This window comes from Streptomyces sp. NPDC051243, assembly GCF_044455405.1.
Lineage (GTDB): Bacteria > Actinomycetota > Actinomycetes > Streptomycetales > Streptomycetaceae > Streptomyces.
This window is the reverse complement of the sequence record NZ_JBITES010000014.1, coordinates 195781-222599: the sequence shown is the minus strand read 5'-3', so window position 1 is coordinate 222599 and position 26819 is coordinate 195781. Positions and strand designations below refer to the sequence as shown.

General features: G+C 70.6%; 24 protein-coding genes. 16 read left to right on the top strand and 8 right to left on the bottom strand.

The features are described from left to right. Positions 1 to 219: 219 nt before the first annotated feature. Positions 220 to 999, bottom strand: coding sequence for an ABC transporter permease (locus tag ACIBAG_RS32970; RefSeq protein ID WP_399110147.1), 780 nt, complete (start codon positions 997 to 999; stop codon positions 220 to 222). A gap of 7 nt (positions 1000 to 1006) precedes the next feature. Next, positions 1007 to 1981, bottom strand: a complete 975-nt coding sequence (locus tag ACIBAG_RS32965; protein ID WP_399110145.1) for an ABC transporter substrate-binding protein — start codon at positions 1979 to 1981, stop codon at positions 1007 to 1009. A gap of 102 nt (positions 1982 to 2083) precedes the next feature. Here ACIBAG_RS32965 and ACIBAG_RS32960 point away from each other — a divergent pair, with 102 nt between their 5' ends. Both ACIBAG_RS32960 and ACIBAG_RS32955 read left to right on the top strand, forming a co-directional pair. Next, positions 2084 to 2866: an alpha/beta fold hydrolase gene (locus tag ACIBAG_RS32960; protein WP_399110143.1), complete on the top strand. Its 783-nt coding sequence runs from the start codon at positions 2084 to 2086 to the stop codon at positions 2864 to 2866. Next, positions 2863 to 4125 carry a cytochrome P450 gene (locus tag ACIBAG_RS32955; RefSeq protein ID WP_399110141.1) on the top strand — a complete coding sequence of 421 codons (1263 nt, stop codon included), beginning with the start codon at positions 2863 to 2865 and terminating at the stop codon, positions 4123 to 4125. The genes ACIBAG_RS32960 and ACIBAG_RS32955 overlap by 4 nt, the downstream gene beginning before the upstream one ends. A gap of 23 nt (positions 4126 to 4148) precedes the next feature. On the opposite strand, the gene ACIBAG_RS32950 is transcribed toward ACIBAG_RS32955, so the two are convergent. From ACIBAG_RS32950 to ACIBAG_RS32940, 3 genes are all read right to left on the bottom strand, one after another. Continuing rightward, a complete protein-coding gene (locus ACIBAG_RS32950) occupies positions 4149 to 5339 on the bottom strand; it encodes a damage-control phosphatase ARMT1 family protein (RefSeq protein WP_399110139.1) in 1191 nt (396 codons plus the stop codon). Positions 5340 to 5361: 22 nt separating this feature from the next. Continuing rightward, positions 5362 to 6009, bottom strand: coding sequence for a ScbR family autoregulator-binding transcription factor (locus ACIBAG_RS32945; RefSeq protein WP_399110137.1), 648 nt, complete (start codon positions 6007 to 6009; stop codon positions 5362 to 5364). 75 nt (positions 6010 to 6084) lie between these two features. Beyond that, positions 6085 to 7029 (bottom strand): ScbA/BarX family gamma-butyrolactone biosynthesis protein, encoded by a 945-nt coding sequence (locus ACIBAG_RS32940; protein WP_399110136.1) that lies wholly within the window; start codon positions 7027 to 7029, stop codon positions 6085 to 6087. A gap of 274 nt (positions 7030 to 7303) precedes the next feature. On the opposite strand from ACIBAG_RS32940, the gene ACIBAG_RS32935 reads away from it, so the two are divergent. Next, positions 7304 to 7981, top strand: coding sequence for a ScbR family autoregulator-binding transcription factor (locus ACIBAG_RS32935; RefSeq protein WP_399110134.1), 678 nt, complete (start codon positions 7304 to 7306; stop codon positions 7979 to 7981). Positions 7982 to 8177: 196 nt separating this feature from the next. Here the strand turns inward: ACIBAG_RS32935 and ACIBAG_RS32930 are convergent, their stop codons facing one another. Further along, positions 8178 to 9983 (bottom strand): S8 family peptidase, encoded by a 1806-nt coding sequence (locus ACIBAG_RS32930; RefSeq protein WP_399110132.1) that lies wholly within the window; start codon positions 9981 to 9983, stop codon positions 8178 to 8180. A 364-nt stretch (positions 9984 to 10347) separates the two neighbouring features. Here ACIBAG_RS32930 and ACIBAG_RS32925 point away from each other — a divergent pair, with 364 nt between their 5' ends. Continuing rightward, positions 10348 to 11274, top strand: coding sequence for a lytic polysaccharide monooxygenase (locus tag ACIBAG_RS32925; protein ID WP_399110234.1), 927 nt, complete (start codon positions 10348 to 10350; stop codon positions 11272 to 11274). A 19-nt stretch (positions 11275 to 11293) separates the two neighbouring features. Here the strand turns inward: ACIBAG_RS32925 and ACIBAG_RS32920 are convergent, their stop codons facing one another. Further along, a complete protein-coding gene (locus ACIBAG_RS32920; protein WP_399110130.1) occupies positions 11294 to 11947 on the bottom strand; it encodes a Tat pathway signal sequence domain protein in 654 nt (217 codons plus the stop codon). Between the two features lie 602 nt (positions 11948 to 12549). Between ACIBAG_RS32920 and ACIBAG_RS32915 the strand changes: the two genes are divergently transcribed. The 10 genes from ACIBAG_RS32915 to ACIBAG_RS32870 all read left to right on the top strand — a co-directional run bounded on the left by ACIBAG_RS32915 (position 12550) and on the right by ACIBAG_RS32870 (position 22216). Next, complete coding sequence (locus ACIBAG_RS32915) at positions 12550 to 13209, top strand: DUF6230 family protein (RefSeq protein ID WP_399110129.1); 660 nt, start codon at positions 12550 to 12552, stop codon at positions 13207 to 13209. Continuing rightward, positions 13209 to 13622 carry a DUF6114 domain-containing protein gene (locus ACIBAG_RS32910; RefSeq protein ID WP_399110128.1) on the top strand — a complete coding sequence of 138 codons (414 nt, stop codon included), beginning with the start codon at positions 13209 to 13211 and terminating at the stop codon, positions 13620 to 13622. The genes ACIBAG_RS32915 and ACIBAG_RS32910 overlap by 1 nt, the downstream gene beginning before the upstream one ends. A gap of 78 nt (positions 13623 to 13700) precedes the next feature. Further along, a complete protein-coding gene (locus ACIBAG_RS32905; RefSeq protein ID WP_399110126.1) occupies positions 13701 to 14438 on the top strand; it encodes a VOC family protein in 738 nt (245 codons plus the stop codon). A gap of 162 nt (positions 14439 to 14600) precedes the next feature. Next, positions 14601 to 15404 (top strand): SAM-dependent methyltransferase, encoded by an 804-nt coding sequence (locus tag ACIBAG_RS32900; protein WP_399110124.1) that lies wholly within the window; start codon positions 14601 to 14603, stop codon positions 15402 to 15404. A 239-nt stretch (positions 15405 to 15643) separates the two neighbouring features. Further along, positions 15644 to 16642, top strand: coding sequence for a substrate-binding domain-containing protein (locus tag ACIBAG_RS32895; protein WP_399110122.1), 999 nt, complete (start codon positions 15644 to 15646; stop codon positions 16640 to 16642). 172 nt (positions 16643 to 16814) lie between these two features. After that, entirely contained in the window at positions 16815 to 19307 is a 2493-nt protein-coding gene (locus ACIBAG_RS32890; RefSeq protein ID WP_399110120.1) for a nitrate- and nitrite sensing domain-containing protein, read from the top strand. Positions 19308 to 19318: 11 nt separating this feature from the next. After that, on the top strand, positions 19319 to 19738 hold the full coding sequence (locus tag ACIBAG_RS32885) for a roadblock/LC7 domain-containing protein (protein ID WP_328878486.1): 420 nt from the start codon (positions 19319 to 19321) through the stop codon (positions 19736 to 19738). Continuing rightward, positions 19719 to 20099, top strand: coding sequence for a DUF742 domain-containing protein (locus tag ACIBAG_RS32880; protein WP_399110118.1), 381 nt, complete (start codon positions 19719 to 19721; stop codon positions 20097 to 20099). The genes ACIBAG_RS32885 and ACIBAG_RS32880 overlap by 20 nt, the downstream gene beginning before the upstream one ends. Further along, positions 20086 to 20670 (top strand): GTP-binding protein, encoded by a 585-nt coding sequence (locus tag ACIBAG_RS32875; protein ID WP_399110116.1) that lies wholly within the window; start codon positions 20086 to 20088, stop codon positions 20668 to 20670. Before ACIBAG_RS32880 ends, ACIBAG_RS32875 begins: the two co-directional genes overlap by 14 nt. A gap of 166 nt (positions 20671 to 20836) precedes the next feature. Next, positions 20837 to 22216 carry a glycoside hydrolase family 43 protein gene (locus ACIBAG_RS32870; protein ID WP_399110114.1) on the top strand — a complete coding sequence of 460 codons (1380 nt, stop codon included), beginning with the start codon at positions 20837 to 20839 and terminating at the stop codon, positions 22214 to 22216. Between the two features lie 55 nt (positions 22217 to 22271). Here ACIBAG_RS32870 and ACIBAG_RS32865 read toward each other — a convergent pair whose 3' ends face one another. Further along, on the bottom strand, positions 22272 to 23225 hold the full coding sequence (locus ACIBAG_RS32865; protein WP_399110112.1) for an ABC transporter substrate-binding protein: 954 nt from the start codon (positions 23223 to 23225) through the stop codon (positions 22272 to 22274). A gap of 306 nt (positions 23226 to 23531) precedes the next feature. Between ACIBAG_RS32865 and ACIBAG_RS32860 the strand changes: the two genes are divergently transcribed. After that, entirely contained in the window at positions 23532 to 26339 is a 2808-nt protein-coding gene (locus ACIBAG_RS32860; protein WP_399110110.1) for an ATP-binding protein, read from the top strand. Beyond that, positions 26336 to 26812 carry a roadblock/LC7 domain-containing protein gene (locus ACIBAG_RS32855; protein ID WP_399110109.1) on the top strand — a complete coding sequence of 159 codons (477 nt, stop codon included), beginning with the start codon at positions 26336 to 26338 and terminating at the stop codon, positions 26810 to 26812. The genes ACIBAG_RS32860 and ACIBAG_RS32855 overlap by 4 nt, the downstream gene beginning before the upstream one ends. Positions 26813 to 26819: the final 7 nt, after the last annotated feature.

The following is a 26819-nucleotide window of genomic DNA, read 5'->3' as shown; positions in this document are numbered from 1 at the left end:
GGAGCGGTCCGCCTCGGCACGAAAGCCGGTCGGCAGGTCACAGCCGTGCCTGCGGGCAGGCCGTCGGCGCCTCGGCCGCCAGAGACGTGCACGCCACGCACCTCGGCCGCCGGAACCCGTGGACCGGCGGGCGCCACACGGCCCGCCCGGCGCCGAGTTCCTTCAGGCCACCCCGTCACCTCGGTCACCCCAGTCACCGCAGTCACCCGGTCACCCCCGTCACCCCACACCCCGCCGCCCCGGCGTCCAAGGAAACAACCGCCGCTCCCCCCACACCAGGACCCCGTTGATGACCAGTCCCAGAACACCCGCCCACACAACCCCGGCCAGCACATCCCGTGTCCCGTCCGTCGCCAGCCCGGCCTGGGCGATGAAGATGCCGAGGCCGTCGCCGAAGCCGGAGAGGATTTCCGTGGCGACGGCCAGGATGAGGGCGACGGCGGCCGAGATGCGGATGCCGGCGGCGATGAAGGGGGCCGTGCCCGGTAGTTCGACGCGCAGGAGGACGGAGAGGCGGCCGAAGCCGAAGGCGCGGAGGGTGTCCTTGGCGAGGGGGTCGGTCTCGCCGAGGCCGTAGACGGTGTTGAAGAGGATCGGCCAGATGGACGCGTACGTCACCAGCGCGACCTTGGTCTCGGTCCCCGACCCGAGGAGCAGGGAGACCAGCGGGATCAGCGCGACGGACGGCAGCGGCCGCAGGAACTCGACGATCGCGCGCACCGCGGCGTCCACGACCGGCACACTCCCGAGCACCAGTCCGACCGGGACGGCGATGGCGCACGCCAGGGCGAGACCGAGTGCCCAGGCGCGCAGGGTCACGGCGATGCCGTCCAGGAACACGGCGTCGCCCGCCAACTCCACCGCGCGCGCCAGGACTTCGGACGCGGGCGGCAGATAGCTGCGCCGCACCAACCCGGCGCGCGAGACGGCCTCGCAGGCGCCGAACGCCAGCAGGACCCCGAGAGCACCGAGCAACACCTGCTCCTGACGGCCCTTCACGTCACCGTCACTTGACCATCAGCGTCGCCGGATCGACCGGTTTCTTCAGCATCCCCTGCTTCTCCATGAGGTCGGCCAGCCGCTTGAGCTGCGCGGCGTCCATCGTGGGCGGGAAGACCGGCAGATCGATCGACTCGGCCTGCTTCTCGGTCACCTTGGTGTACGTGGGCAGGGTGTCGCGCACGACGGACGGGTCCTCCTCGGCGATCCGCACGGCCGCCTTGATGGCCCGCTGGAACGCGGCCAGCGTCTCGGCGTTCCCGTCGACGTACTCGCCGGTGCTGATGTATCCGCTGAGGGGAATGGCCTCCACGGGCGCGGACGAGCCGTCGACGAGGACCCTGGCCTGCAGCTCGTCCTGGATGGAGCTGTCGTAGGGCTCGACGGCGTGCACGGCGTCGACCTGCCCCTTGTCCAGGGCGGCGCCCATCTGCGGGAAGGGAATCGCCCGGTAGACGGGACGGCCGACGCCCTGTTTCGCGAGGATCTCGTTGAAAGTGAGCGACTGGACGTTGTTGAGGGTGTTGACCGCGAGCTTCTTGCCCTCGAGGTCGGCGACGGTCTTGATGTCCGAGTCCTCGGGTACGAGGACCTCCATCATGCGCGGCGCGGCCCTGATCGCCTCGGCGACGATCCGGATGTCGAGGGTGCCCTTCTCATAGGCCTGCAGATAGGTCACGTAGTTCGCGCTCGCGACCATGTCGATCTGCCCCTTGGCCAGGGCCGGCAGTGCCTGCAGGCTCTGCTGCACCTGCTGGATGCGGACGTCGAGGCCCTCCTTCTCGAACAGGCCGCGGTCCCGGGCGATGTAGAGGGCAGCGCAGTCGATCAGGGGCAGGGCGGCCACGGTGACCGTGTCCCGCCCGCCGGGGGAGGACGCGGAGTCCCCGTCCTCACCACAGGCCGTGAGGGACACCAGCAGAAAGGCGGCCGCGGCGGCTGCGGTTCTCCCCGTTCCCGTGCGCAATTGACGTAACGGCATGTCGACATGACTATCAAGGATTTGTCATGATCACCACATAAAGCAGATGAACGCGGCCATGGCAAGCTGTCGGTCTTCGCCGATGTGCGCCACCTTGGTCATATGACCTCCTTCACGCTCCCGCACGAGCTGCACGGCGACGGCGCCCACAAGGTGTTCGCCGTGCACGGCTGGTTCGCCGATCGGTCCGCCTACGGGGCCGTCCTGCCCGACCTCGACCGTACGGAGTTCACCTACGCCCTCGTCGATCTGCGCGGCTACGGCGGCGCCAAGGACGCGATCGGCGGATACACGACAGGCGAAGCCGCTCTCGACCTGGTGGAGCTGGCCGACCGGCTCGGCTGGGAACGCTTCTCCGTGGTCGGCCACTCCATGGGCGGCGCGGTCGGCCAGCGCCTCCTCGCCCTCGCCCCGCACCGACTGCGCAGGCTGGTCGGGGTCTCGCCGGTTCCGGCCTCGGGGCTGGCGCTGCCGCCCGAGCAGTGGGAGCTGTTCGCCGACGCGGCGCACCAGCCGGAGAACCGGCGCGCCATCATCGACGTCACCACCGGCGGCCGTCGTCCGGCCGCCTGGCTCGACCGTATGGTCGCGCGTTCGCTCGCGGTCAGCGACCAGAAGGCGTTCCGTGCCTGGCTGGACTCCTGGGCCGGGGAGGACTTCCACACCCGCGTCGAGGGCTCCCCGGTCCCCGCGCTCGCCGTGACCGGCGCTCTCGACCCGGCCCTGTCGGCCGACCTCCTCCGCCAGACGTGGATGACCTGGTACCCGCGCGCCGAGCTGCACGAACTCCCGTCCGCCGGCCACTACTCCATGGACGAGACGCCGTTGGAGCTGATCCGCGTGGTGGAGGACTTCCTGCGGGCCGACGAGAGCGAGCCGGCGTGACCGTCCACCACGCGCCGCCCGTCCCCGACGTCTTCGACCCCCGCCAGTACGCGACCGGCGTCCCGTACGACGCCTATCGCGTCCTGCGCGACCACCACCCCGTGGCCCGGCAGGAGGAGCCGGAGGTGCTGGGCTGGCCCGCCGGGCCCGGGTTCTGGGCGGTGACCCGGCACGCGGACGTGGTGCGGGTGCTCAAGGACTCGGCGACGTACTCCTCGTACATCGGCGCGACCCAGATCCGCGACCCGGACCCGGACGACCTGCCGTTCATCCGCCGCATGATGCTCAACCAGGATCCGCCGGGACACGGGCGCCTGAGACGGCTGGTCAGCCGGGCCTTCACCCCGAGACGCATCGACCGCTTCGCCAAGCTCGCCCAGGACCGCGCCCGGACGCTGCTCGGCCGCGCCCTGGACGAGGCCCGCGCCTCGGACGGCACCGTCGACCTGGTCACCGCCGTCACCGACGACTACGCCCTGCTCAACCTCGCCGACCTGCTCGGCGTGCCGGAGGCCGACCGCAGGCTGCTGCTGCACTGGACGCGGCGCGTGATCGGTTACCAGGATCCGGACGAGGCCGGTCCCCCGGTACTGGACCCGGCGGGCAGGCCGGTCAACCCACGGTCGCCCGCGATGCTGCGGGACATGTTCGGGTATGCCCAGCAGCTGGCCGCGCACAAGCGGCGGTACCCCGACGACGACGTGATGACCACGCTCGCCCATGACCCCGAACTCTCCCGGGCCGAGCTGGAGATGTTCTTCTTCCTGCTCACCGTCGCGGGCAACGACACCGTCCGCAGCGCGGCACCCGGCGGCCTGCTCACCCTCGCCGAACACCCGCAGGCGTATGAGCGCCTGCGCGACGGGCGCGTCGAACTCCCTTCCGCGGTGGACGAGTTGCTCCGCTGGCACCCGCCCGTCCTCACCTTCCGCCGCACCGCCGCGCAGGACACGGAGCTGGCCGGCCATCGCATCCGCGCGGGCGAGAAGGTGGTCGTCTTCCACGCCTCCGCCAACCGCGACGAACGGGTCTTCGCCGACCCGGACCGGCTGGACCTGTCCCGCACCCCGAACCCGCACGTCTCCTTCGGCGACGGTCCGCATGTCTGCCTGGGTGCGCACTTCGCGCGACTTCAGCTGCGGGTGCTCTACCGGGAAACCCTGCGGGCACTGCCCGTACTACGGACGGTCGGACCGTCGAAGCGGTTGGTGTCGAACTTCATCAACGGACTCAAGTCGCTGCCCGTCCGGGTCACGTGAGTCACTTGAGTTCGGAGGGTTCGTCACCGCCGCACCTGGATCAGCGCATGCTTCCCGCCGATCCGCCACTCCTGAGGACCCTCGCCCTCGACCAGCGCCGCCTCGGTGCCGGCGTCCAGCCCGGTGATCACGTCGGACTTCAATGTGCGCAGGGCCGCGACCGGCCCGGGGAAATGTGCGGTGACCTCGGAGAACGGCGTGGTCGGCGGCCAGAGTCGGTCGCCGACCAGGCGGCGGTAGTTGAGGTCGCCCTTGACGATCGTGAGGGTGGCAGCGGCCAGTTCCTCGCGGAGGTCACCGGGCATCCGCGCGTACGGCAGCGGGGCACTGGAGAAGGGGTGCGCGCGGACGGTGAGGCGGCCGTCGGTCATCGCCGACCAGAGCGTGTGTCCGTACGTCCCGGCGGCGCCCCGTGCCGTCGTCAGCCGGCGCAGTGCGTCGAGCACGTCGGCGTGCGTGGCGTCGGAGACGTAGTAGGGGTACGGCTTGACGTGGAGGACGGCTCGTCCGACGCGCCCCTGACTGAGCAGGTGGGCGATGAGGAGCAGATCGGGGACGAGTTCGCGGCCCGCGTTGTCGGCGATCAGGCAGACAGTGGCCGAACCCGTGGACGGAAGCAGGGACCACAGGGTCTCGCTGTCGTCGGCCACCAGCGGCGGCGTGTCCGAGGAGGTCTCGTCGTGCCCGGCCGACAGCCGGAAGCCGAGGTCCGCGCGGTTGCCCCACAGGGAGCCGTGCAGCAGCGCCCGGTCCCGCTCGTCTTCGGGCAGCTCCGCGAGGGTGTCGAGGGCGGCCAGTTCCTCGTCCGTCTCCGGGGCGTCGAGCTCGGCCAGCTTGGCGGGGCGGAACGGGTCGATGCCCTGCCAGGGGCCGGGGGCGAAGTAGCCGACGGCTTCGAGGAGTTGGCGGTAGAAGTAGCTCTCCGACCACAGCCACGGCACCTCGAACCAGGACCGGCCGGTGTACTCCTCGGCGCCCCACGCCGTCCAGCGGTCCCGGTCGTGCGCGTCGGCCGGAAGCGGTTCGATCACGCCCTTGGTGCAGCTCGCGAGCAGCGCGTCCAGCGCACGGTGCCGGTCCGGGCCGTACGGGAAGGACTCCCGTACCTGCCGGATGATCGCGGGATGCCGTTCGGCGAGCACGCTGTGCGGGAACGAACCGGGTTCGTCGCCGAGGAGCACGGGCACGCGCGGGGTGTCGAACCTGTCGGGCATGCGCCTCACCGTATCGCGGGCGTCATACGGCTCTGATCTCCCGTTCCAACTGTGTCGCGAGGGCGAGATAGGGGGCGCGGCGGGGTACCGGGACCAGACCCCGGATCATCAGGTGCCACATCTCGGCCACTCTGCGGGGCTGGCGTGCGACGGGTTCCAGGGAACGGGCGACGACGCGGGTGCCGACGAAGAAGCAGACGAGGGAGTGAGCGGCGGCCTCGACGTCGACGTCCGGGTGGATGTCGGCCTCCTTGGCGGCGCCGTGGAGTTTGCGGACGGCGATGTCCAGCAGCTCCTGGAAGGGGTGCCGCAGGGGCGGCCGTATCACCACTCCGCCGGTGGCCAGGCGCAGGCCCGCGCGGGGTATCGGGCCCTCGACGGCCAGCCGCGTGATCCCGAACGTCGTGCGCATCAGGGCCTCCAGGGAGGAGTGGCCCCGGGCGTCCATCTCGCCGGCCACCTGGCGGGAAGCCTTGGACTGGAGCTCCATGATGGCCTGGGCGAGATCCTCCTTCGCCGCGAAGTGGAAGTACAGGGCGCCCTTGGTCACCTGGGCGTGCTCGACGATGTCGCTGAGGCTGGTCGATTCGTAGCCGTGGCGGTCGAACAGTTCTGCGGCGGCTGTGAGGATCGTGGTGCGGGTCTGTTCGGCGCGTAACTGCCTCACCATCGGCTGGACTCTCCTGGGCTGAAAAGAACGGGTCATGCTGTTTGTTTCTTACTCTCCGTACAAGATAACTCACCCTCAGCCGGTTGCCACAGCACACTCGAAAACCGTCGACTCCCCCTGCTGCCCCACGACTTGGACGTCGGCGCCGTGCACGGGGTCCGCGTCCGCCTTGTCGACCGCTTCTATCCAGGTGGGCTGGTCGAGTTCGGCGTACTGATGGAAGACGGTGTGGAACGAGACGGGGGCCCGGCGGCCGTTGCGGGTGCGGGCCCGTACGGCCTGGCGGACGGCCTCCAGCAGCAGCATGCCGGGCACATGGTCGAGGGGATGGTCGAAGAAAACAGCATGCGCGGTATCGACTCGCAGCCGCCAGCGGTCGGGACGGCCGGAAGGAGCGAGGACGACGTCCGCGGGCAGGACACGGTCCACCGCCGCGGGCGGCAGACCGGGCGGCACCGGAAGTGCGGACACGGTGGCCGCGGTACGGCCGCCGCGCAGCCGGCGGTAGACGGCGTCGCTGGTCCAGGTGGCGGCTATGCGCGCGGTCGCGACCCGCTCCCGGCCTATCCGTACGTCCGCCTCGTAGCGGAATCCGGCCGGGCGGCCGCCGCGGCGGTCGACGTCGGAGACGGTGATGTGGATCGCGGGTTCGGCCGGTGCGGCGCCGACGGCCAGATGTTCGGGGCGCGTGGTGATCCGCATCTCCTTGAGCACGAACTTGTGGTCCAGGGGGACCTCGTAGGCGGTGTGCGCGAGGAGTGTGCCGGCCTGGCGGACGGTTTCCGCGACGAGCAGGGGCTCGTACGCCGTCCGGTCGGGCGACACGTGTAACTGGTGAGCGCGCGGCCACTGGGCGAAGACGGTGAACCGGTCGGTGTCCGTGCTGGTGCCCCCGGTGAGCAGTGTTTCGGCCACCGAGGCTCGATGCACGAGCTGGCGAGGTACGGTGGCGGTCAGGCCTTCCGGCGCCGCCAAGGTCTCGGCGAGCGGGTTCGTGGCGAGTCGCCACGGATGAGGCATGTCCCCTCCTTGGGTCCCCCCGTGTGTGCGTTGACAGACGGCGAGGTGCCCGTGCCGCGAGCGTTAGAGTACGAGGCGACCGGTTTGTTTTCAATGCGGCCCCGGGTCACCCGACCGTGCCCGAATCCGCTCCGGCGCACGCCGGGCGCGCAGGTCAACTCGGTACGGCGACCTGAGAGTTCGGGGGCACGGAGGCCCGAGGGGCTGAGCACGGCCGGGCTCCCGGCACCGGCTCTGCGCCCCGAGGCGACGGAGAAAAGACGGAGGGGCGGATATGGCGAGGCAGGAGCGCGCCATCAGGACGCGGAGAGTGATTCTCGAGGCCGCCGGCGCGGTCTTCGACGAGCACGGTTACACCGCGACCACCATCTCGATGGTCCTGGAACGGGCCGATGTCACCAAGGGCGCCCTGTACTTCCACTTCCCGTCCAAGGAATCCCTCGCCCAGGCCGTGCTGGACGAGCAGGTGCCGCTCGGCGCGGTGCCGCCGCAGGCGTGCAAGCTGCAGGAACTGGTCGACATGACCTTCGTGTTCGGGCAGCGGCTGCTCAGCAACTCCCTGCTCAAGGGCAGCGTACGGCTGGCGGTGGACCAGAGCGCGCCGCGCGGTGTCGACCACGCGGGGCCGTTCCGGCAGTGGGTGGAGCATCTGGTGGTGGTACTGGAACAGGCCCGCGACCAGGGCGAGTTGCTGCCCACGGTGCAGCCCAGGCAGACGGTGGAGCTGCTGGTCGGGGCGTTCGCGGGCATTCAGCTGATGTCCCGCGCGCTGACCGACCGGAACGATCTGGCGGAGCGCATCTCGGTGCTGTGGGGGCACCTCCTGCCGAGCATCGCGCTGCCCGGCCTGCTCACCGGCATCGACCGGCGGCCCGACCGAGGGATCCGCGTGCTGGCCACCGTCGACACGGCGGAGGTCGAGCAGGTCGCCATGGATGTGCCCGCACACTGAGTACACGACACCGACCGGAGTGATGGTTTCCGTCACTCCGGTCGGTGACCGCAACGCCGTACGGCGGGCCCGCCGATGCCCCATCCGCATCGGCCGGCCCGCCCGCTGGTGATACGCGCCCGTTCAGGGCCCGTGTTCAGTGTTCAGCCTTGGCTGTTCACCGTTCGCTGTTCGCCGTTCGCTGTTCGCTGTTCGCTCAGAAGGTCAGCTTCCAGCTGTTGATCGTGCCCGTGTCCTGGGCCGCCGTGTCCTGGACGCGCAGCTTCCAGGTGCCGTTGGCGGTCTCGCTGGAGGCGTTCACGGTGTAGGTGGTGCTGACGTTGTCCGCGGAGTCCGAGGAGCTGGCGGACTTCAGGCGGTACGTCGAACCGTCCGGGGCGACGAGGTCGATGACCAGGTCACCGCGGTAGGTGTGGGTGATGTCCACGCCGACCTGGAGAGCCGAGGGGGCGTTGCCGCTGCGGCCGCTGACGGCGATGGAGGACTCGACGGCGGAGCCGTTGTCCGGGATGGAGACCGCGCCGGAGCTGGTGAAGGTGGTGCCCCCCGTGGAGCCGCCGGAGCTGCCGCTCACCGCCTGCACCGTCTTGGCCGCGTCGGCCAGGCCCGCACCGCAGCCGCCCGAGCAAGTGCCGGGGAGAGCACGCGAGTTGGTCTTGATCGCGGACTCGATCTGGGCCGGGGTGAGCGAGGAGTTGGCCGACTTCATCAGCGCGGCCAGGCCCGCGACGTGCGGGGCGGCCATGCTGGTGCCCTGGTAGTAGTCGTAGCTCTCCGAGGACGGACCCTGCGCGCCGGAGTTCAGCGTGGACAGGATGCCGTTGGACGTGACGGAGTTGGTCTCGCCACCCGGGGCGGCGATGTCGACGACCGAGCCGAAGTTGGAGTAGTAGGAGCGGTTGCCCTGGCGGTCGGAGGCCGCGACGCTGATGACGTTGTTGCAGCTGGCCGGCGAGTAGTTGGCCGCGTTGGCGTTGCTGTTGCCCGCCGCGACGACGACCGTGGTGCCGCGGTTCACGGCGGCGTTGATGGCGCTCTGAGTCGCGGTGGAGCAGGCACCGCCGCCGCCCAGGCTCATGTTGATGACCTTGGCGACGTTGGTGTTCGCCGGGACACCGGAGACCGTACCGCCGGACGCCCAGGTGATGGCGTCGATGATGTCGGAGTCGAAGCCGCCGCACTTGCCGAGCACCCGCAGCGGGGACACCTTCGCGCCGTACGCGATGCCGGCGACGCCCTTGCTGTTGTTGGTGACGGCGGCGATGGTGCCCGCGACGTGGGTGCCGTGCCAGGAGGAGGTGGAGGCCGGGTCGCCCTGCGCGCACTCGTTGGCGGCGGTCCAGTCGCCCGGGTCGGCCGGGTTGCTGTCGCGGCCGTTGCCGTCGTTGCCGACGGTGGCGTCGGAGATGAAGTCGTAACCCGCGACGATGTTGGCGCCGAGGTCGGAGTGGGCGACGTAACCCGTGTCGATGACGGCGACGGTCACCCCGCTGCCGGTGGTGACGTCCCAGGCGCCCGGCACGTTCATGCCCGCGGTGGTCTCGAAGAGGTCCCACTGCTTGCTGAACTCGGTGTCGTTGGGGGTGGCCAGCGGCTTGTTCAACCGGTCCGGTACGACGTAGGCGACCTGCGGGTCCGCCTGGTACTCGGCGACGACGTCGGCGACGTCCGCCTTGGTGAGGTTCTCGCCCAGGTCGACGAGCGCGGCGCCGGAGCCGAGGCGGCGCTGGAAGTCGAGGTCCTCGCCGGCCTCCTTGCCCTTGGCGGCGGCGTCGGACTCGGCGGCCTTGTTCGACTTGGCCTCGGCGGCGCCGGACTTGTAGCCGACGATGAGGCGCTCGGCCGGGGCACCGGGTGCGGCCTCGGTCTGCGCCGTGGGGACGGCGGCTTCGCGGGGAGCGGGTTCCTGGGCCACGGCGACGGTGGTGGCGGCCGTGAACAGGGCGGCGGAGACCGCGGCGACGGATATCAGCTTCCGTCTGGTGGATGCGGAGGTACGCAAGGGCTTTGCCTTTCGTGGCCGGCCGTACTCCGGGCAGCGCGGAGCGGCGGACGTTCTCGCTTCGTCCTCGAAGCGGCGGGGGGTGTTTCGAAAGTGCGGGGGCGCGGCGGCCGGCCTGGCGCGAGGGCCTACCCGTTCGGGGTTACCTGTGGGTCGGCTGTGGTCGAACGATAGGCAAAGAAAAGGTCATCGGGATACAGGGGAAACCCTCGATCCGGCCGGAAACCTACCCTCTACGTCGGACGGTTGACCGGTATTGGCGGGCTCTGCCCGGTTAGTCGCGCACTGAACGCGCCGGGCCGGATTCCCGTACTGCACAAGGACCGTTCCCGCGCCGGCCGAGGAGACGTTCCGGATGCCCCGGATGCCCTGGATGAGATCGCATCGCACCGCCCTCGCGGCCACCGCCGTCACGCCGTTGCTGCTCACGGTGTGGGCGGCGGGTCCCGCTCACGCGCACGGCGCCCCGACGGGTCCGGTCAGCCGGGTGTACGCCTGCTCCCCCGAGGGCGGCAGTGCTTCCCGGTCGACGGCGTGCAAGGCGGCGGTCGCGAAGAACGGCTCGCCCTTCACGGCCTGGGACAACCTGCGGATCGCGAACGTGAACGGCCGGGACCGGCAGATCGTCCCCGACGGCCACCTGTGCAGCGGCGGACTGCCCGCCTACCGGGGGCTGGACCTGGCCCGCGCCGACTGGCCGTCCACCCGGCTGACCCCGGGCGCCACGCTCACCATGCGGTACGTCTCGACGATCCCGCACACCGGCACGTTCCGGCTCTACCTCACCAAGCCCGGCTACGACCCGGCGAAACCGCTCACCTGGTCCGACCTCCCGGAGCGGCCGTTCGCGGAGGTGAAGGACCCGGCGCTGACGGACAGGGCGTACCGGATCAGCGCGAAGCTGCCGTCCGACCGAGCCGGGCGGCATGTGCTGTACACGATCTGGCAGAACAGCAGCACGCCGGACACGTACTACTCGTGCTCGGACGTGGTGTTCCCGGAGCGTGCGGCTGCCACCCCCGCACCGACGACCGAGCCTCGCGCGACCGCCTCCCGGGCGGCCTCGCCCCAGGCACCCTCCCCCGCGCCGACCTCCACTGCGAAGACGCCCTCCTCCCCCGCCGCCGCGACCACGCGCCCCCGAAGCAGCTCCGCGCCCGACAGCACGCCGGTCGCCTCCACCGGTGACTCCGGTTCGGGCCCCTCGGCGCCCGTGCTGGCGGGCGGCGCCGCCGCGGTGCTGGTGCTCACCGGGGGCGCCGCCCTGGCGCTGCGTTCGCGCCGGAGGTGAACTCCGGCTCGGGCGGGGGTCAGTTGACGTACACGGCCTCGCCGCTGCCGGTAACCGGGGCGTACTTGGCGGTGAAGTAGCCGTTGGCGAAGCAGAGGGACGAGCCGGAGACCTTGGTGAACTGGGCTCTGGCGAAGTTGATGCTGTTGTCGTCGTTGCTCGCCGTGCCGGTCAGGCTGGGCGCCTGGTAGACGCAGTTGATGCTGCCCAGCAGGGTCCGCAGCACGACCGTCGTCTGGATGGCGGAGCCCTCGGCCGGGGTGACGGTGACGGCGCCGTCGGAGGACACAGCGGCGCTGTACGGCAGGTTGTTGACCGTGATGCTGGTGACGCCGAGCACGCCGACCACGTTGGTGGTGCAGCTGGCGGCGTCGAAGGTGTGCGCGGTGACGGACTCCGTCGCGGTCCCGGGCGCGCCGGGGTTGTCGGTCACAGTGGCCGTGAACTGCGACGACGTGCAGGAGATGCCGCTCGTACCGGTCGCGCTGGAGTAGAACGTGGCGGCGGTGCCGCTCGCCAGCGGAGCGGTGAGGACCTCGCCGGCCGCGACCGCCGTACCGCCGACGGAGCCGGTGGTGAGGACGGCGCCGTCGGCCGCGGACGCGGGGCCGGCCATGGGGAGGGTGAGGGCGGCGACGGTACCGGCGAGGGTGAGGAGGGTGCGTGCACGCATGCGGGTGTACCTCGTCTTTCGATGCGGGGTGTGCCCTGAGGGTCTTGCGCTCAGGGGGTTCGGGGGGTGGGGGGTGCGCGAGACCGTGTGCGCCGTTGCCGGTCCGTGACGCCTTCTCCGTACGACACGGACCGGCAACGGCAGGGGTGGCCGGCACGGACCGAGGGGGGAAGCGACCGTGACGGCGTGTGGAGTGATCTCACGGAAAAGGAAATGTGAAGGACATCAGGTCCGGGAACGCGGGCAGAGGCCGCGCGGCGGTGGATCCGGCGCCACGGATCCAGGGGGAGCCAGGGAGAGTTGTAGACCTGAGGGTCCGTCAACGTCAAGGACTCGCAAGGCAGTTGATGTTCGTGGCTGAACTTTTCGGGATCAGCGGGAGCGCCCGCCTCACACGTGGCGCACAACCAACACCCTTTTCACACAACCATCTTGACCCTCGACTGTAACCATGGGTAACTTCCCGGCAGGCTACTGCGGAGTACGAGAAAGCCCTTGCACCCGCCGGGAGTTGCGAGGAGTCGTGCGCCGTAGGCGCTGTCCGCGCCAGGACAACGTGCCGCTGATGCCCTACCCGCACTTTCCTGCACCTGGGAGCAGTCATGGCCTCGTCCTCGGACGTCACCTCGTCCACCGACCACACATCACAGAACCCGGAAAGCGATTCCGCGAGACGCGGGCGCGTCCGGGCTCGCCGGGCCGCCGTGATGGCGGTGCCGGCCGCACTGGTCGCCGGCACCCTCGCGGTCCTCACCGCCGAGGGCGCGCTGGGCGTCCAGTTCGCCATCTCCGGCATGCCGTTCACGGTCACCGCGACCGAGCTCAAGGGCACCGGATTCGAGCAGTTCGGCGGCCTCGACCACATGGCGCCGGGCAGCCCGAACGAGGGCGACACCGGCGGCCAGGTGCTGGTCGTCACGTCCGCGATCAAGAACGCGACGCTCACGAAGCTGTGCCAGAGCGTCGACCTCGGCGGCACGAACCTGCTCATCACCGCCGGTGGCGGGTCGGAGAAGGTGACCGCGACCGATCTGACCACCGACTCGACAGAGCTGTCGGGTGACGCGGCGTTCACCGACATCGAGATCGGCAACGACGCGAGTACGTTGACCAAGGCCGGGGTGAAGGGGCCGATCGGCGTCTTCAGCCAGCAGGCGGACACCGTGCACATCGCCAACCTTCGGCAGACCAACTACGCCACGACCGCCGGGGTGTTCAGGCTGCCCGGGCTGAAGCTCCGCTTCAGCAGCTCGGGTTGCTGATGAGCGAGCGTGCGGATCTCCGGTCGGCCTTCCGTCGCCGGCTGGCCGACCGGCCGTTCTGGGGCGGGGTGCTGCTGGCGCTGGGCGGGGCGTGGATTCTGCTCACGATGAAGGCCTCGCTGAAGGTCGTCCTGCATGTCGGTATGCAGGGGCTGGCGGGGTATCTGCTGCCGGCGCTGATGGTCGTGCTGGGGTTGCTCGTTCTCTTCAACCCGGCGCAGCGGCTCTTCTACTCGATCACCGGGGTCCTGGTTTCGCTGGGGACCTGGCTCACGTCGAACCTGGGCGGGTTCTTCGTCGGGTTGTTGCTGGGTGTGGTGGGGAGTTGTCTCACCTTCGGGTGGCTGCCGGATCAGGAGCCCCGGCGCCGGTGGCGTGAGCGGAGGAAGGGAGCGGCGGCGACGGCGCCGTAGGACTTGTCCGTGACGACGTCACCCGGCTCGTCCTGATCGCGGCCGCCTGGTTCGGCGGCGGCTTCTAGGATCTGCGGCATGGCGACAAGACTCGTGCAGATCAACATGAAGGCCCAGGACGACTCCGTGCTCGGCCGGTTCTGGGCGGAGGCACTCGGTTGGGGTGTCGACAGCGAGGGACCCGGCGTGACCAACCTCGAACCCGTGGGTTTCGCCTACCCCGACCCCACGGCCGTCTGCGTCGACATCGTCGCCCGCCCGGAACCCAAAACGGTGAAGAACCGGGTGCACCTTGATCTGGCCACCACCTCGACCGCCCATCAGGCGGAGTTGGTCGCGCGCCTGAGGGATCTCGGCGCGACGCTCGCCGACGTGGGTCAGGGCGACGTTCCCTGGACGGTCATGGCCGACCCGGAGGGCAACGAGTTCTGCGTCCTGGAGCCCCGCCCGATCTACGCGGACACCGGCCCGATCGCCGCGGTGGTGGTCGACTGCACCGACCCGCGGGGGATGGCCCGGTTCTGGGGCGAGGCGATGGACTGGACGCTGCACGAGGTCACCGACGACCACGCGACCATGCGCTCGGCCAAAGGCGTCGGCCCCTACCTGGAGTTCGTCCGCACCCCCGACACCAAGAGCGGGTGGAACCGCGTCCACCTCGACGTCAGCCCCTACCCCGATGACGACCTGGCGGCAGAAGAAGCCCGACTGCGCGCCCTGGGCGCCACCGACCCCGGTATCGACCAGTCCGCGATCTCCTGGACGGTTCTGGCCGACCCGGAGGGCAACGAGTTCTGCCTCCTCACCCCTCGCTGACCTCGAGCAGCGGATCCGGCCGGTTTCGGGGCGGCGGCGTCGCTCTGCCGGGAGTGCGGCTGCCACCCCATCTCGTCAGGAGTTCTTGGCGGGCACGGTGAACGTCAACTGAAGGTCGCCCGTGTGTAGTTGCAGACGCACCCGCCCCCGGGGAGGCCGGCCATGACCGCCAGCGACATCGACACCGAGCATGCCCACTCCGCCCGCATCTACGACTACATCATCGGCGGCAAGGACTACTACCCGGCCGACCAGGAGGCCGGCGACGCCATGGTCCGTGAATGGCCCGCGCTGCCCGTGCACATGCGGGCCAACCGGGACTTCATGAACCGGGCCGTGCGGTATCTCGCCGCCGAGGCCGGGATACGGCAGTTCCTCGACATCGGGACCGGGATTCCGACCTCGCCCAACATCCACGAGATCGCCCAGTCCGTCGCTCCCGAGTCGCGGGTCGTCTACGTCGACAACGATCCGCTCGTGCTCAAGCTGTCCCAAGGGCTGATGGCCGGAACGCCCGAGGGACGGACGGCGTACGTGGAGGCCGACATGCGCGAGCCGGCGGCCGTTCTCGACTCGCCCGCCTTCCGGGACACCCTCGACCTCACCGAGCCCGTCGCGCTCACCGTGATCGCGATCGTGCACTTCCTGCTGGACGAGCACGACGCCGTGGGGATCGTACGGCGGCTGCTCGAACCGCTGCCCGCGGGGAGTTGCCTCGCGATGTCCATCGGCACGGCCGAGTTCGCGCCGGACGAGGTCGGCCGGGTAGCCCGGGAGTACGCGGCGCGGGGCATGCCGATGCGGCTGCGCACCCTCGACGAGGCCGGGGAATTCTTCACCGGTCTGGACCTCGTCGAGCCGGGCATCGTCCAGGTCCACAAATGGCGTCCGGACGATACGGGCACCGAGGTGATCCGGGACGAGGACATCGCGATGTACGGGGCGGTGGCGCGCAAGCCGAGTTGACCCGGTTTGCGAGCGCAAGCTGCGTGGGCGGGCCGGAGCCCGGCCCGCCCTCCGGCCAGCGGTTCATCACGATGTGGGAGCAACGACTCACACCGAGTGGTTGCACACTTGACTACCGGTGGTCACACGCGATTGGCTCCGCCCCAGCGAGAGTTCACAGGCCGGCGCACCCCCTCCGGCACCGGCCGGTCTCTCGTTCGTTCCTCCGGCTCGGCCGCACAGCGAGGTGCCGCACCCTCATGAAGACCCCACCCCCCTCTTGCCGTTCCGCTCGTGTCGCGGCCCTCGCGGCCGCCGCCTGTCTGCTGCTGGCCGGCTGCTCCGCCGTCGGCGGCACCGACGACGCGTCGGACGCGAACGCGGCAGCGGGCACCGCACGGATGAAGGTCGCCCTCATCGCCCACGGCGGCGACGGTGACGCCTTCTGGGAGCTGGTACGGAAAGGCGCCCAGGCCGCGGCCACCAAGGACGGCATCGATCTGGCCTATGCGAGCGACGCCGACCCGGCGGGGCAGGCCGAGTTGATGCGGGACGCGATCCGGCAGAAGGTCGACGGCATCGCCGTGACCCTCGCCAAGCCTTCGGCGATGACGAGTCCGGTGACCGAGGCCCGCAGGGCCGGCATACCCGTCGTCGGTCTCAACTCCGGTATAGACGACTGGCAGTCCGCGGGACTGCTGGGCTACTTCGGCCAGGACGAGAGCGTCGCGGGCCGGGCCGTCGGCGCCAAGCTCGACGAGCTGAAGGCCAGGCACGCGCTCTGCGTCATCCACGAGCGCGGCAACGTCGCCCTGGAGGCGCGCTGCGCCGGGGTGAAGAAGGCGTTCGGCGGCGAGACCGAGAACCTCTATGTGGACGGCAGCGACATGGACGCGGTGACCGCCACCGTCGCGTCCCGGCTGACGCAGGACCCGAGCATCGACGAAGTGGTGACGCTGGGCGCGCAGTACGCGCTGGCCGCGGTGAAGTCGACCGATGAGGCGCGCAGCAAGGCCCGGGTCGCGACCTTCGACCTCAACGAGGACCTGGTCGAGGCGGTCCAGGACGGTGACGTCCAGTTCGCGGTGGACCAGCAGCCGTATCTGCAGGGCTATCTCGCCGTGGACTCCCTCTGGCTGTACCGGACGAACGGCAACACCCTCGGCGGCGGCGAGGCTCCCGTGCTGACCGGGCCGGCGTTCGTCACCAGGTCGAACGTCGCCGCGGTCGCGAAGTTCGCGGCCAACGGGACCCGCTGACCGGACACTTCCGCCCCGGGTGTCGCCAAAGATTCGGTCAGGCGTGACGCGTACGTCCACATGTACGGATAACATCCTGCGAACCCTGTGTGACCACCGGGCATGCGCTCACCCACCGCGCCCGTCCGCATTCCGCTTGTCCCCGCCCTCCGCTGATCGCCCTAGGACGACAATGTCTCCACGGACAGGTCCCCGGCGCCGCCTCGGCTCCATACGTCTTTCCCTGGTCCTCCTCGCGCTGGTGCCCAGCGTCACGCTCGCCGCCGTCTGGAGCGTGACGACGATCCAGATGTTCTCGGAGGGCCTGCACCTGCGCTCGCAGACCCGGTTGAGCAAGTCGACCGGCGCCATGGGTACCGAGGCCACCTTCGCGCTGCAGCAGGAACGCAGCTACTCGGCCGTATGGCTGGCCACGCGTCAGGAGGCCGCCCGCGCCGGGCTGGACGCGCAGCGCCGCAAGACCGACAAGGCGGTTGCCAAACTCCTCGCCCAGTCGGAGGCGATCCAGCAGGCCTCCCCTCGGGTCAAGGACCGGCTCTACTCGGTCGTCGCGTCCGTGAGCAGCCTGGAGTACTACCGGGGCCAGGTGGACAACCCGACCGACATCCCCGCCGCACAGGCGCTCGGCCAGTACACGTCGATCATCGACGACCAGATCCACGCCTTCCAGGAGCTCTCCCAGGTCGACGACGGCGACCTCACCTCGCAGGCCGGCCCGCTCGTCTCGCTGGAGCAGGCGGCGGAACTGATGTCCCGGGAGGACGCGCTGCTGACGCTGGCCTCGCCGGCGCGGAAGATGGACGAGAAGACCTGGAGCGAGTTCGCGGAGCTGGTGAACACCCGCCGCTGGCTCGTCAAGGACCAGATCCTCCCCACGCTCACGGGGAGCGCGAAGGCGGAGACCGAGCGGATCCTCGCGACCCCGCAGTGGCGGGCTCTGGAGGGCATCGAGGACCGGGTGCTCGCGGCCCGGGCGGCGGCCCGTGGCGACGGGGACATCGCCGTTCCCGACGCGCAGAAGGAGTGGCGGACGGCGCTGGTCAAGGTCTCGAACGAGTACGAGGCGCTGATCCGGCAGCAGACGACCGCGCTGCTGGAGCGCAGCGGAGACAACGCGCGCGACCTGCTGAGCACGGCGGGCTCCCTGAGCGCGGGCGGTCTGGTCGCCCTGGCGCTGTGCGTCGGGATGTCGTGGCGGATCACCCGCTCGCTCTCGCGCCGACTGCGCGGCCTGCGCGAGGCCACGCTGAGCCTCGCGCAGGAGCGGCTGCCCGACGTGGTGGCCCGGCTGGAGCGGGGCGAGAAGGTCGACGTCGAGCTGGCGACGCCGCCGCTGGACTACGGCCACGACGAACTCGGCCAGGTCGCCGAGGCGTTCAACACCGCGCAGCGCACCGCCGTGCACACCGCGGTCGAACTCGCCGACACCCGGCGCGGGTTCCAGAAGATCATCCTCGGCATCGCCCGGCAGAGCCAGAACCTGGTCAACCTCCAGCTCACCAAGCTGGACGCGCTGGAGCGCGCGCACCAGGACCCCGAGGTGCTCAAGGGGCTCTACGAACTCGACTCCACCGCCAGCCAGTTGCGCCGCTACGAGGAGAACCTCGTCATCATCAGCGGTGAGCGGCCGGGCCGCAGCTGGAGCGAGCCGGTCGCGCTGATCGACATTCTGCGCAGTGCCGTCGGTGAGGTCGCCGAGTACCAGCGGGTGGAGGTGCACACCGAGGAGGAGGTGCATCTCGCGCCGCCCGCGGTGGCGGACGTCATCCATCTGCTGGCCGAGCTCATCGAGAACGCCACGCTGTACTCCCCCGCGCCCGCGCCGGTCACGGTTCGCGCCGCGATGGTGGCCAAGGGCCTGGCCGTGGAGGTCGAGGACCGTGGTCTCGGCATGCCGGAGGAGGACTACGACTCCTTCAACGCCCAGCTGGCCGAGCCCCCGCAGTTCGACGTGGTGGCGCTCGCCGACGACCTGCGGCTCGGCATGTTCGTGATCGGCCGGCTCGCCCGGCGGCACGGCATCGCGGTCACGCTGCGCTCCTCGCCGTACGGCGGCACGACGGCGATCGTGCTGATCCCGCACGACGTCGTCGTACGGGATCTGCCGGCCGCCGACCAGGAGGAGGCGGAGCACACCGGTGCCGCCGAACCGGAGGAGCCCGTACGGGAGTCCCGCCCCGTCGCCCCGGCCCGCACCGCACCCGCCCTGGCCCCCGCACGCGGCGACGGCCTCTCCCCGCTCCCCCGCCGCGTACCGCAGACCAGCCTGGTCGCCGAACTCCGCGAGGAGGCAGCGCCCACCGAAGCGGACGACCACGCCGACGAGTTCACCGCGGAACGCGCCGCCGCTTCCCTCGCCTGCTTCCAGCGGGGCACACTCCAGGCCCGCGACGACACCGGCGACGGGGTCGCGGACGCTTCCGGGACCGGCAAGGCACCAGAGGCTTCCGAGGCCGGCGAGGACACGGACACCTCCGAGGCCCGCGCCCTGCGGAGCTCTGCCGCCTCCGATGCCGCGGACCTGCGGATCCCCGCCGCTCGGCGGACGCGTGACGACGCCGCGCCCGGGGGGCCGCACGCGGCCGAGCCCGCCCCGTCCGCCGCCCCCTCCGCCTCGTCCGCCGCCGCCCCCACGTCCTCCACCCCGCCCGCCGACCGCTCATGAAGGACATCGCCATGACACGCCCCACCCCCGCCACGGACACCCAGCTCGACCAGTTGCTCACCGGACTCGTGGAGCGGGTCGCCGACGTCAACCACGCCGTCGTTCTCTCCGAGGACGGGCTGGTGGTCAGCAAGTCCACCGGGTTCCTGCGCGACGACGCCGAGCGGCTGGCGGCGACCGCGTCCGGCCTGATGAGCCTCAGCAAGGGCGTCAGCATGGACTTCCGGGGCGGACCGGTGCGCCAGGCACTGATCGAGATGGCCAACAGCTATCTGATCCTGACCTCGGCCGGGCCGGGCGCCCACCTCGTCGTGCTCACCAACCAGGGTGCGGACGTCGGTGTGGTGGCGTACCAGATGAACATGCTGGTGAAGAAGATCGGCGAGCATCTGTCGGCGGCACCGCGGGCCCATGCCGGCCCTGGCGCGTGAGGTGGGCGGAGACGATACGGCGGGGCGGCTGGTACGTCCGTTCACGCTGACCGGCGGCCGGACCCGGCCCAGCCGCACCGACTTCACCCTCATCACGACGGTGACGGCGGTGGATCCGCCGCCGGAGCGGGCACCTCGGCCGCAGCCCGAGCAGGTGCGGATCCTACGGCGGTGCGCGCGGCCGATCGCCGTCGCGGAGCTCGCCGCCCATCTCGACCTCCCGGTGAGCGTGGTCGCCATCATGCTCTGCGATCTGCTGGAGGCGGGACTGATCACCGTGCACCCGCCGCACCCCGTCGCCGCCCGTACCCCGGACCTGGACCTGCTGCAGAAAGTGAGGGACGGCCTTGGCCGGCTCTGACACCACCCCGGAGGCGGTCGCGCCGCCCGACACGGTCAAGATCCTCATCGCCGGCGGCTTCGGTGTCGGCAAGACCACCCTGGTCGGATCGGTCAGCGAGATCGCCCCGCTGCGCACCGAGGAGCCGCTGACCGTGGCGGGCCTGGGCATCGACGACCTCAACGGCATCGAGGAGAAGCAGGCCACCACCGTGGCCCTGGACTTCGGCCGGATCACCATCAGCCGCGAGCTGGTGCTGTATCTCTTCGGTACGCCCGGGCAGCAGCGGTTCTGGTTCATGTGGAACGACCTGGCGATCGGCGCGCTGGGGGCCGTGGTCCTGGTGGACGTCCGCCGGCCGGAGTCCAGCTTCGCCGCCATCGACTTCTTCGAGCGCCGGGGCATCCCGTTCGTCGTCGGTGTCAACGGCTTCTACGGCGAACACCCTTACCCCGCCGAGGAGATCCGGGACGCCCTCGCCCTCCCGGAACATGTCCGAGTACTGCTGTGCGACGCGCGGGAGCGCGAGTCGTGCCGGGACGTACTGATCGCTCTGATCGACCAGTTGATAGCGGCGGCGAAGACGGCGTAGCCGTTCGCATCGAACCCACAGCCGGCTGGCGGGAATCCGCCAAGGATGACCAGGTGATTGACGTGCCACCGACCCTCTCCTAGCTTCTGGTCGATTAGTCGAACTCCGTTCGATATATCGGCCAGAAGGCAGGATGGAAATCCCCCCGCACCCCCTGGAGAGCCGCATGCCCAACCCCTCCCGCAGACACTTCCTCGGCATGGCCGCGACCGTCCCGCTCGCCGCGACCGGTGCCCTGGCCCTCGGCTCGGGCACCGCCCACGCCGCCGACTCGGCGTACGCGATGGTCTACTTCACCGAGTCCAACACCATGCTGGAGGCGGACTACAACCTCCATCTCGCCGTCAGCACCGACGGCCTGCGGTGGACGCCGCTCAACCAGAACAACCCCGTCGCCACCCCCACCCTCGGCGCCGGCGGTCTGCGCGACCCGTTCCTGCTGCGCAAGCAGGACGGGACGTTCGTCGTCCTCGCGACCGACCTGAGCGGCACGGACTGGACCCGCAACAGCGTCTACATCCATGTCTGGGACTCCACCGACCTGCGCACCTTCACCGGCTACCGGCTGCTGAAGCTGCACGACATGACGGGCACGCACAGCTGGGCGCCGGAGGCCTACTGGGACGCCTCCCGCGGCCAGTACGGCATCCTCTACTCGTCGGTGAACAGCAGCGGCCACAACGTCATCATGGTCAGCTACACGACCGACTTCCGTACGACGACCAACCCCCAGGTCTTCTTCGACCCCGGCTACGACGTCATCGACGGCAACCTCACCATCGGCGTGAACGGCGTCAATTACCTCTACTACAAGAAGGCCCAGACCCTGGTCGGCGCCCGCTCGACGACCCTGAACCCCGGCAGCTTCACCCCGTTCAGCACCGCGGTCGCACACGGCGGCACCGAGGCCCCGACGGTGGTGAAGTCCCTGACGTCCAACACCTGGTACCTCTGGGGCGACACCTACACGCCCAACGGCGTCTTCTACGCCTGGCAGACCAGCGACCTCGCCTCCGGCACCTGGACGGCGGTGGACCAGAAGCTCTACACGCAGCCGCTCAACTCCAAGCACTGCGGCATCCACCCGATCACCTCGACCGAGTACAACAACCTCGTCGCCAGGTGGGGCGCCCCCGCCTGGAACCGGCTCAAGTCGTACAACTACCCGGCGCGTTACATCCGGCACAGCGGGTTCGCCGGCCGGATCGACGAGTACCCCTTCGACCCGTTCCCCGACTCGCAGTGGAAGCTGGTGCCGGGTCTCGCCGACTCCTCCGGTGTCTCGTTCCAGTCGGTCAACTACCCGACCCGATACCTGCGGCACTACAGCTACGCGCTGCGCCTCGACGAGAACGACGGCACGTCGACGTTCGCCGGGGACGCGACCTTCTACCGTACGGCCGGGCTCGCCGACGCCTCCTGGGCGTCGTTCCGCTCGTACAACAACCCCACGCGCTACATCAGGCACGCGAACTACACCCTGCGCATCGACCCGGTCTCCACGACCACCGAGCGCCAGGACGCCACCTTCCACGTCGGCTACTGAGCAGCCCCGCGGCGGGGTCGCGGCGATACCGCGACCCCGCCGTACGGGCCGTAGGTCAGTCCAGGCCGGCCGACTTCAGCCAGGCCTTGGCCACGTCGAGCGGGTCCTTGTTCTCCTGCTGGACCTGGGTGTCCAGGTCGAGGAGTGTCTTGGTGTCCAGCTTGGCCGAGACCGCGTTGAGCGCGTCGACGCCCTCCTGGGAGAGACCGCTCTTGTAGACCAGCGGGGTCACGTTGGCGAAACCGAAGAGGTTCTTCGGGTCCTTCAGGACGACGAAGCCCTCCTTGGTGATGGTCGGGTCCGTGGTGAAGATGTCCGCCGCCTGCACGGTGTTCTTCGCCAGCGCCGCCTGGGTCAGCGGGCCGCCCGCGTCCAGGGCCTTGAAGGACTTGAACTCCACGCCGTACTCGGACTCCAGGCCCTTCAGGCCCTGGTGCCGGGTCTGGAACTCCGGGGAACCGCCGATCACCAGGTCCGGGGCGATGTCCTTGAGGTCCTCGAGCGTGGACTCGGCCGTCAGGTTGTACTTCTTCGCCGTCTCCGCGTTGACGGTGACCGAGTCCTTGTTCTCGGCCGGCGACGACTCCAGCAGCGTCAGCTTCGAGTCCAGCTTGGCCGCCACCGCCGTGTTCACCGCACTCTGCGACTTCTGCTCCGCCTTCGGGTCGAGGTAGGAGAGCAGCGAGCCGTTGTACTCCGGCAGGACGGTGACGGAGCCGTTCTTGAGCAGGCCGTAGGTGGTCTCACGGCTGCCGATGTTGGGTTTGTAGGTGACCTTGATGCCCTTGGCCTTGAGTGCTTCGCCGTAGATGTCGGCGAGCAGGATGCTCTCGGCGAAGTTGTTGGAGCCGACGACGACGGTGTCGCCGCTCGCACCGCCCTCGGCGAGCGGGTCGGACTTGTCGGAGGAGGAACATCCCGCCAGCAGCGCCGCGGTGGCGGCGAACGCGACGGCGGCCGCGCCGGGACGGTTCCTGAGGGACCTGCTGCGTACGGCGGTGAAAGTCACGATTCCCGTTCCGGATTCAGTGGGTTGGGAGAACTCTTCCACTGATCCAATCCAGCCGGTTCTCGGTCAGTCAAGAGCGGTCAGGTCACCGATTGGCCTCAAAAATCGGAAGGTTACGGGCAGTTGCGCCGCGATGTGAAGAGGGGACGCTTGGGGTGCAGGGGGCCGTAATGGATTCTTGACGTACAGTTCCGGTCACGGTGATCAAGGGGCGGTACTGTCCCACGGACAGAGCCGATCCATACTCGAACAACTGCGGTCACGTGAGACCTTCGCGCACCGTGTGACGCCCACGAAGGAGGCAGAGTGACCACCGACGAAGTGGGCGTGCCTCGTCCGCGTCGGCCGCGCGGGTTCACCGTCCGCTGGCCCTTCCGGCGCAAGCTCAACCTTCTCGTCGGTGTGCCGCTGACCGTGGTGGCGGCCCTGCTGGCCTACCTCATCGCCGACCAGACCGCGCAGTCGCGCAACGCGGCGGACGCCGCCCGGCTGGTCCGGGAGAGCGCCGAGGTCGCCACGCTCGTCGACCGGCTGGCCGCCGAGCACCAGCAGGCCGTCCTGCTCTCGGTGCGGCACGAGGCCGCCGGGGTCGGTACGCCCTCGTCCGCCGCCTACCGCACGGCGCAGTCCATGGTGGACGCCCAGATCGAGCGGGTGCGCGACGCCTTCGGGGACCGGTTGCCGGAGACCGAGGCGCAGGCGCTGCGGGGCGTCGAGGGACTGAGCAGCCTGCGGGACACGGTCGAGCGGCAGTATCTGCCCGCCGAGAACATCGACCCCGCCTACACCCATGCCACGCAGGCGCTGATCGACGGCCTGGCGCTGGACCGCAACCCCGATCTCGCGACCACCTTCACGGGCAACCTGCTCGACTCGCTGCTGCGCGCGGGCGCCGCCCACAGCGCCTTCGAGACCGGTGTCTTCTCCGCGTCGACCGGTGACTCCAACGCGCTCATCGAGTTCATCGGCGCGATCGGCTCCTACGACGAGTACACCCACCAGGCCGACCGGTTCGCCCGGTTCGCCACCGACGCGCAGACCGCCCAACTCAACGGGATCAAGTACACCGCCGCGCAGAGCGTCATCAGCCGGCAGTTCGCCGAGTTGCAGATCGACCCCGGCTCCGCGCAGGGCGGCTCGCCCGCCGAGATCCGCGAGTCGCTCGCGGAGGCGCTCGACTCCTACACCGCCTATCGGGACCAGGCCAGGACCCGGCTGGCGATCACCACCTCGCTCATCGACCAGATCGCCGACAGGGCGGACGACACCTCCGAGGAGGCCGCGTGGAACGCGGTCGTGCTGCTCGGGCTCGCCCTGCTCGGCTTCGCCGTCTGGCTGGTCCTCGCGATGCTGGTGCGCCGCTCCGTGGTCCGGCCGGTGCAGGCCCTCACGGGTGCCGCGCGGGAGGTCGCCGACGTCGCCGAACGCGAGCTGGCCCGGGTGGCCGACGACGACGCCGAGGACGACGGTCCGCCGCGGCTCAGCGAGATCCCGGTCACGGCGCGCGACGAGATCGGCGAACTCGCCGACGTGTTCAACCGGGTGCAGAAGACGGCGGTCGCGCTGCTGGAGCGGCAGGTGCTGAGCCGGCGCAACGTCGCCGAGATGTTCGGCAACGTGGGCCGCCGGGTGAGCAACCTGACGACACGCCAGCTGTCCCTGATCGACGCGGTGGAGCGCGGCGAGACCGACCCCGCGCTCCTCGAGCGCCTCTACTCCATCGACCACATCGCCGTTCGCCTGCGCCGCAACGCCGACAGCCTGATGCTGCTCGCCGGCATCCACGAGGCGGACCTGGACGCCGGTCCCACCGCGCTCACCAACGTCGTACGCGCCTCACTCGGCCAGATCGAGGGCTACCAGCGGGTGGAGCTGCGCGCGCGGACCGAGGCCATGGTGGAGCCGGAGGTCATCGGCGACCTCACGCTGATGGTGGCCGAACTGCTGGAGAACGCGGTGTCGTTCTCCCCGGAGGGCCGCCCGGTCGAGGTCTCCGTGGCGAACGGCGAGCACGGCGGCGCGGTGATCGTCGTCGCCGACCACGGCCTCGGCATGAGCCCCGAGCGCCTCGAAGAGGAGAACGCCCGCCTGATCCGCCGCGAGCGACTGGACCTGGTGCCGACGAAGGTCCTGGGCCTGTTCGTGGTCGGCACGCTGGCCCGCCGCTGGGAGATCACGGTCACCCTGTCCCGCACACCGGGCGGCGGCGTGACGGCCGAGGTGACGGTACCGCCGTCGCTGCTGGTGACGGCGAGCACGACAGGGGCCACGGCGATGGCCGCGCTGGCGGCGGTGGCCGGCGGTTCGGGGGCCGTGGAGGGCAACGCCCCCGACGCGGCCTCGGCCACCGGCCCGTCGCCCGCCGCCGGCGCGCTGTCGGCCCCCACCACCGGGCCCCGGGCCTCTGCCGCCGCGCAGACGGATGCCGCCCGGGCCGATGCCACGCCCCAGGACGCCGTACGGCCGACCGCCGACGCGGACGGCGATGGCCCGCGGCCGCTCCCCCGCAGAGTCTCGCGGCGGGGAGCCGGCTCGGCGGGTACGGCGCCCTCGACCACACGTACGGACAGGGACACGGTTCCGTCCTCCGGGGCCGGGCCGGACGACACGCCGTCCGTCCCGGAGGCCCGCCCCGAGCCGTCCCCCGTGGCCGACCGGCCGCGCGCCGAGCACAGCGACCCGGTGCCCGCCGACCACGCCCGGGCCGACCAGCCCGACCCCTCGCCGCGAGCCAGGGCCGAACAGCACACCTCGGCTCACGTGGCCGAGTCGGACGAGCCGCCCCGTCCCGAGGCGGTTCCGACGGGTCGCTCGGCCGCCGGTGAAGAGGCCGCCACCAGCCGCCCCCTGCGTCGCCGCGTCCGAGGTGCGACCCTGCGTACGCAGGGCGGCGCTTCCGCCCAGCAGGCGGCGGCGCGGCAGAGCGTGCGGGCGGTGGACGCGGAAGCCGTGCGGGCGGCGATCGAGGAGTTCGAGGCCGCCGTGGCACGCGCGCACCGCGACAGCCGGCACGGCGGCGATCGAGCGGGCACCGGAGCACTCTCCGCCCCGGCCGCACCCCCAACCCCCCATACGCAGGACCAGAACGACCCCCCGGAAGGAGCGGAGCAGTGAGCACGTCGACAGGTGGCACCCCGGCGGGAGGCACCACGCCGGCCGAACTGCAGGCCGCCGCAGCCGACTTCACCTGGCTGCTGAATCGCTTCGCGACCGAGACGGCCGGCGTCGTGGACGCCATCGCCGTCTCGTCCGACGGACTCCTCATCGCCGTGTCGGAACTGCGCGAGCAGGCCGACTCCGAGCGGCTCGCCGCGATCGTCTCCGGCATCACCAGCCTGGCCGCCGGCGCGTCCGGCAACTACGGCCTCGGCGGCCTCAACAAGGTCATCATCGACCTGGAGGGCGGCCACGTCCTGGTCTCCGCGATCGGCAGCGGCGCCGTGCTCGGCGTCGTCACCGACAAGGAGGCCAAGCTGGGCAACATCGCCTACGAGATGACCGTGTTCGCCAACCGCGCCGGCGCCGCCCTCAGCCCGCAGCTCGTGCTGGAGCTGAAGAACAGCGTCGGCGCCGCGTCGGGCCGCTGACCGGGCC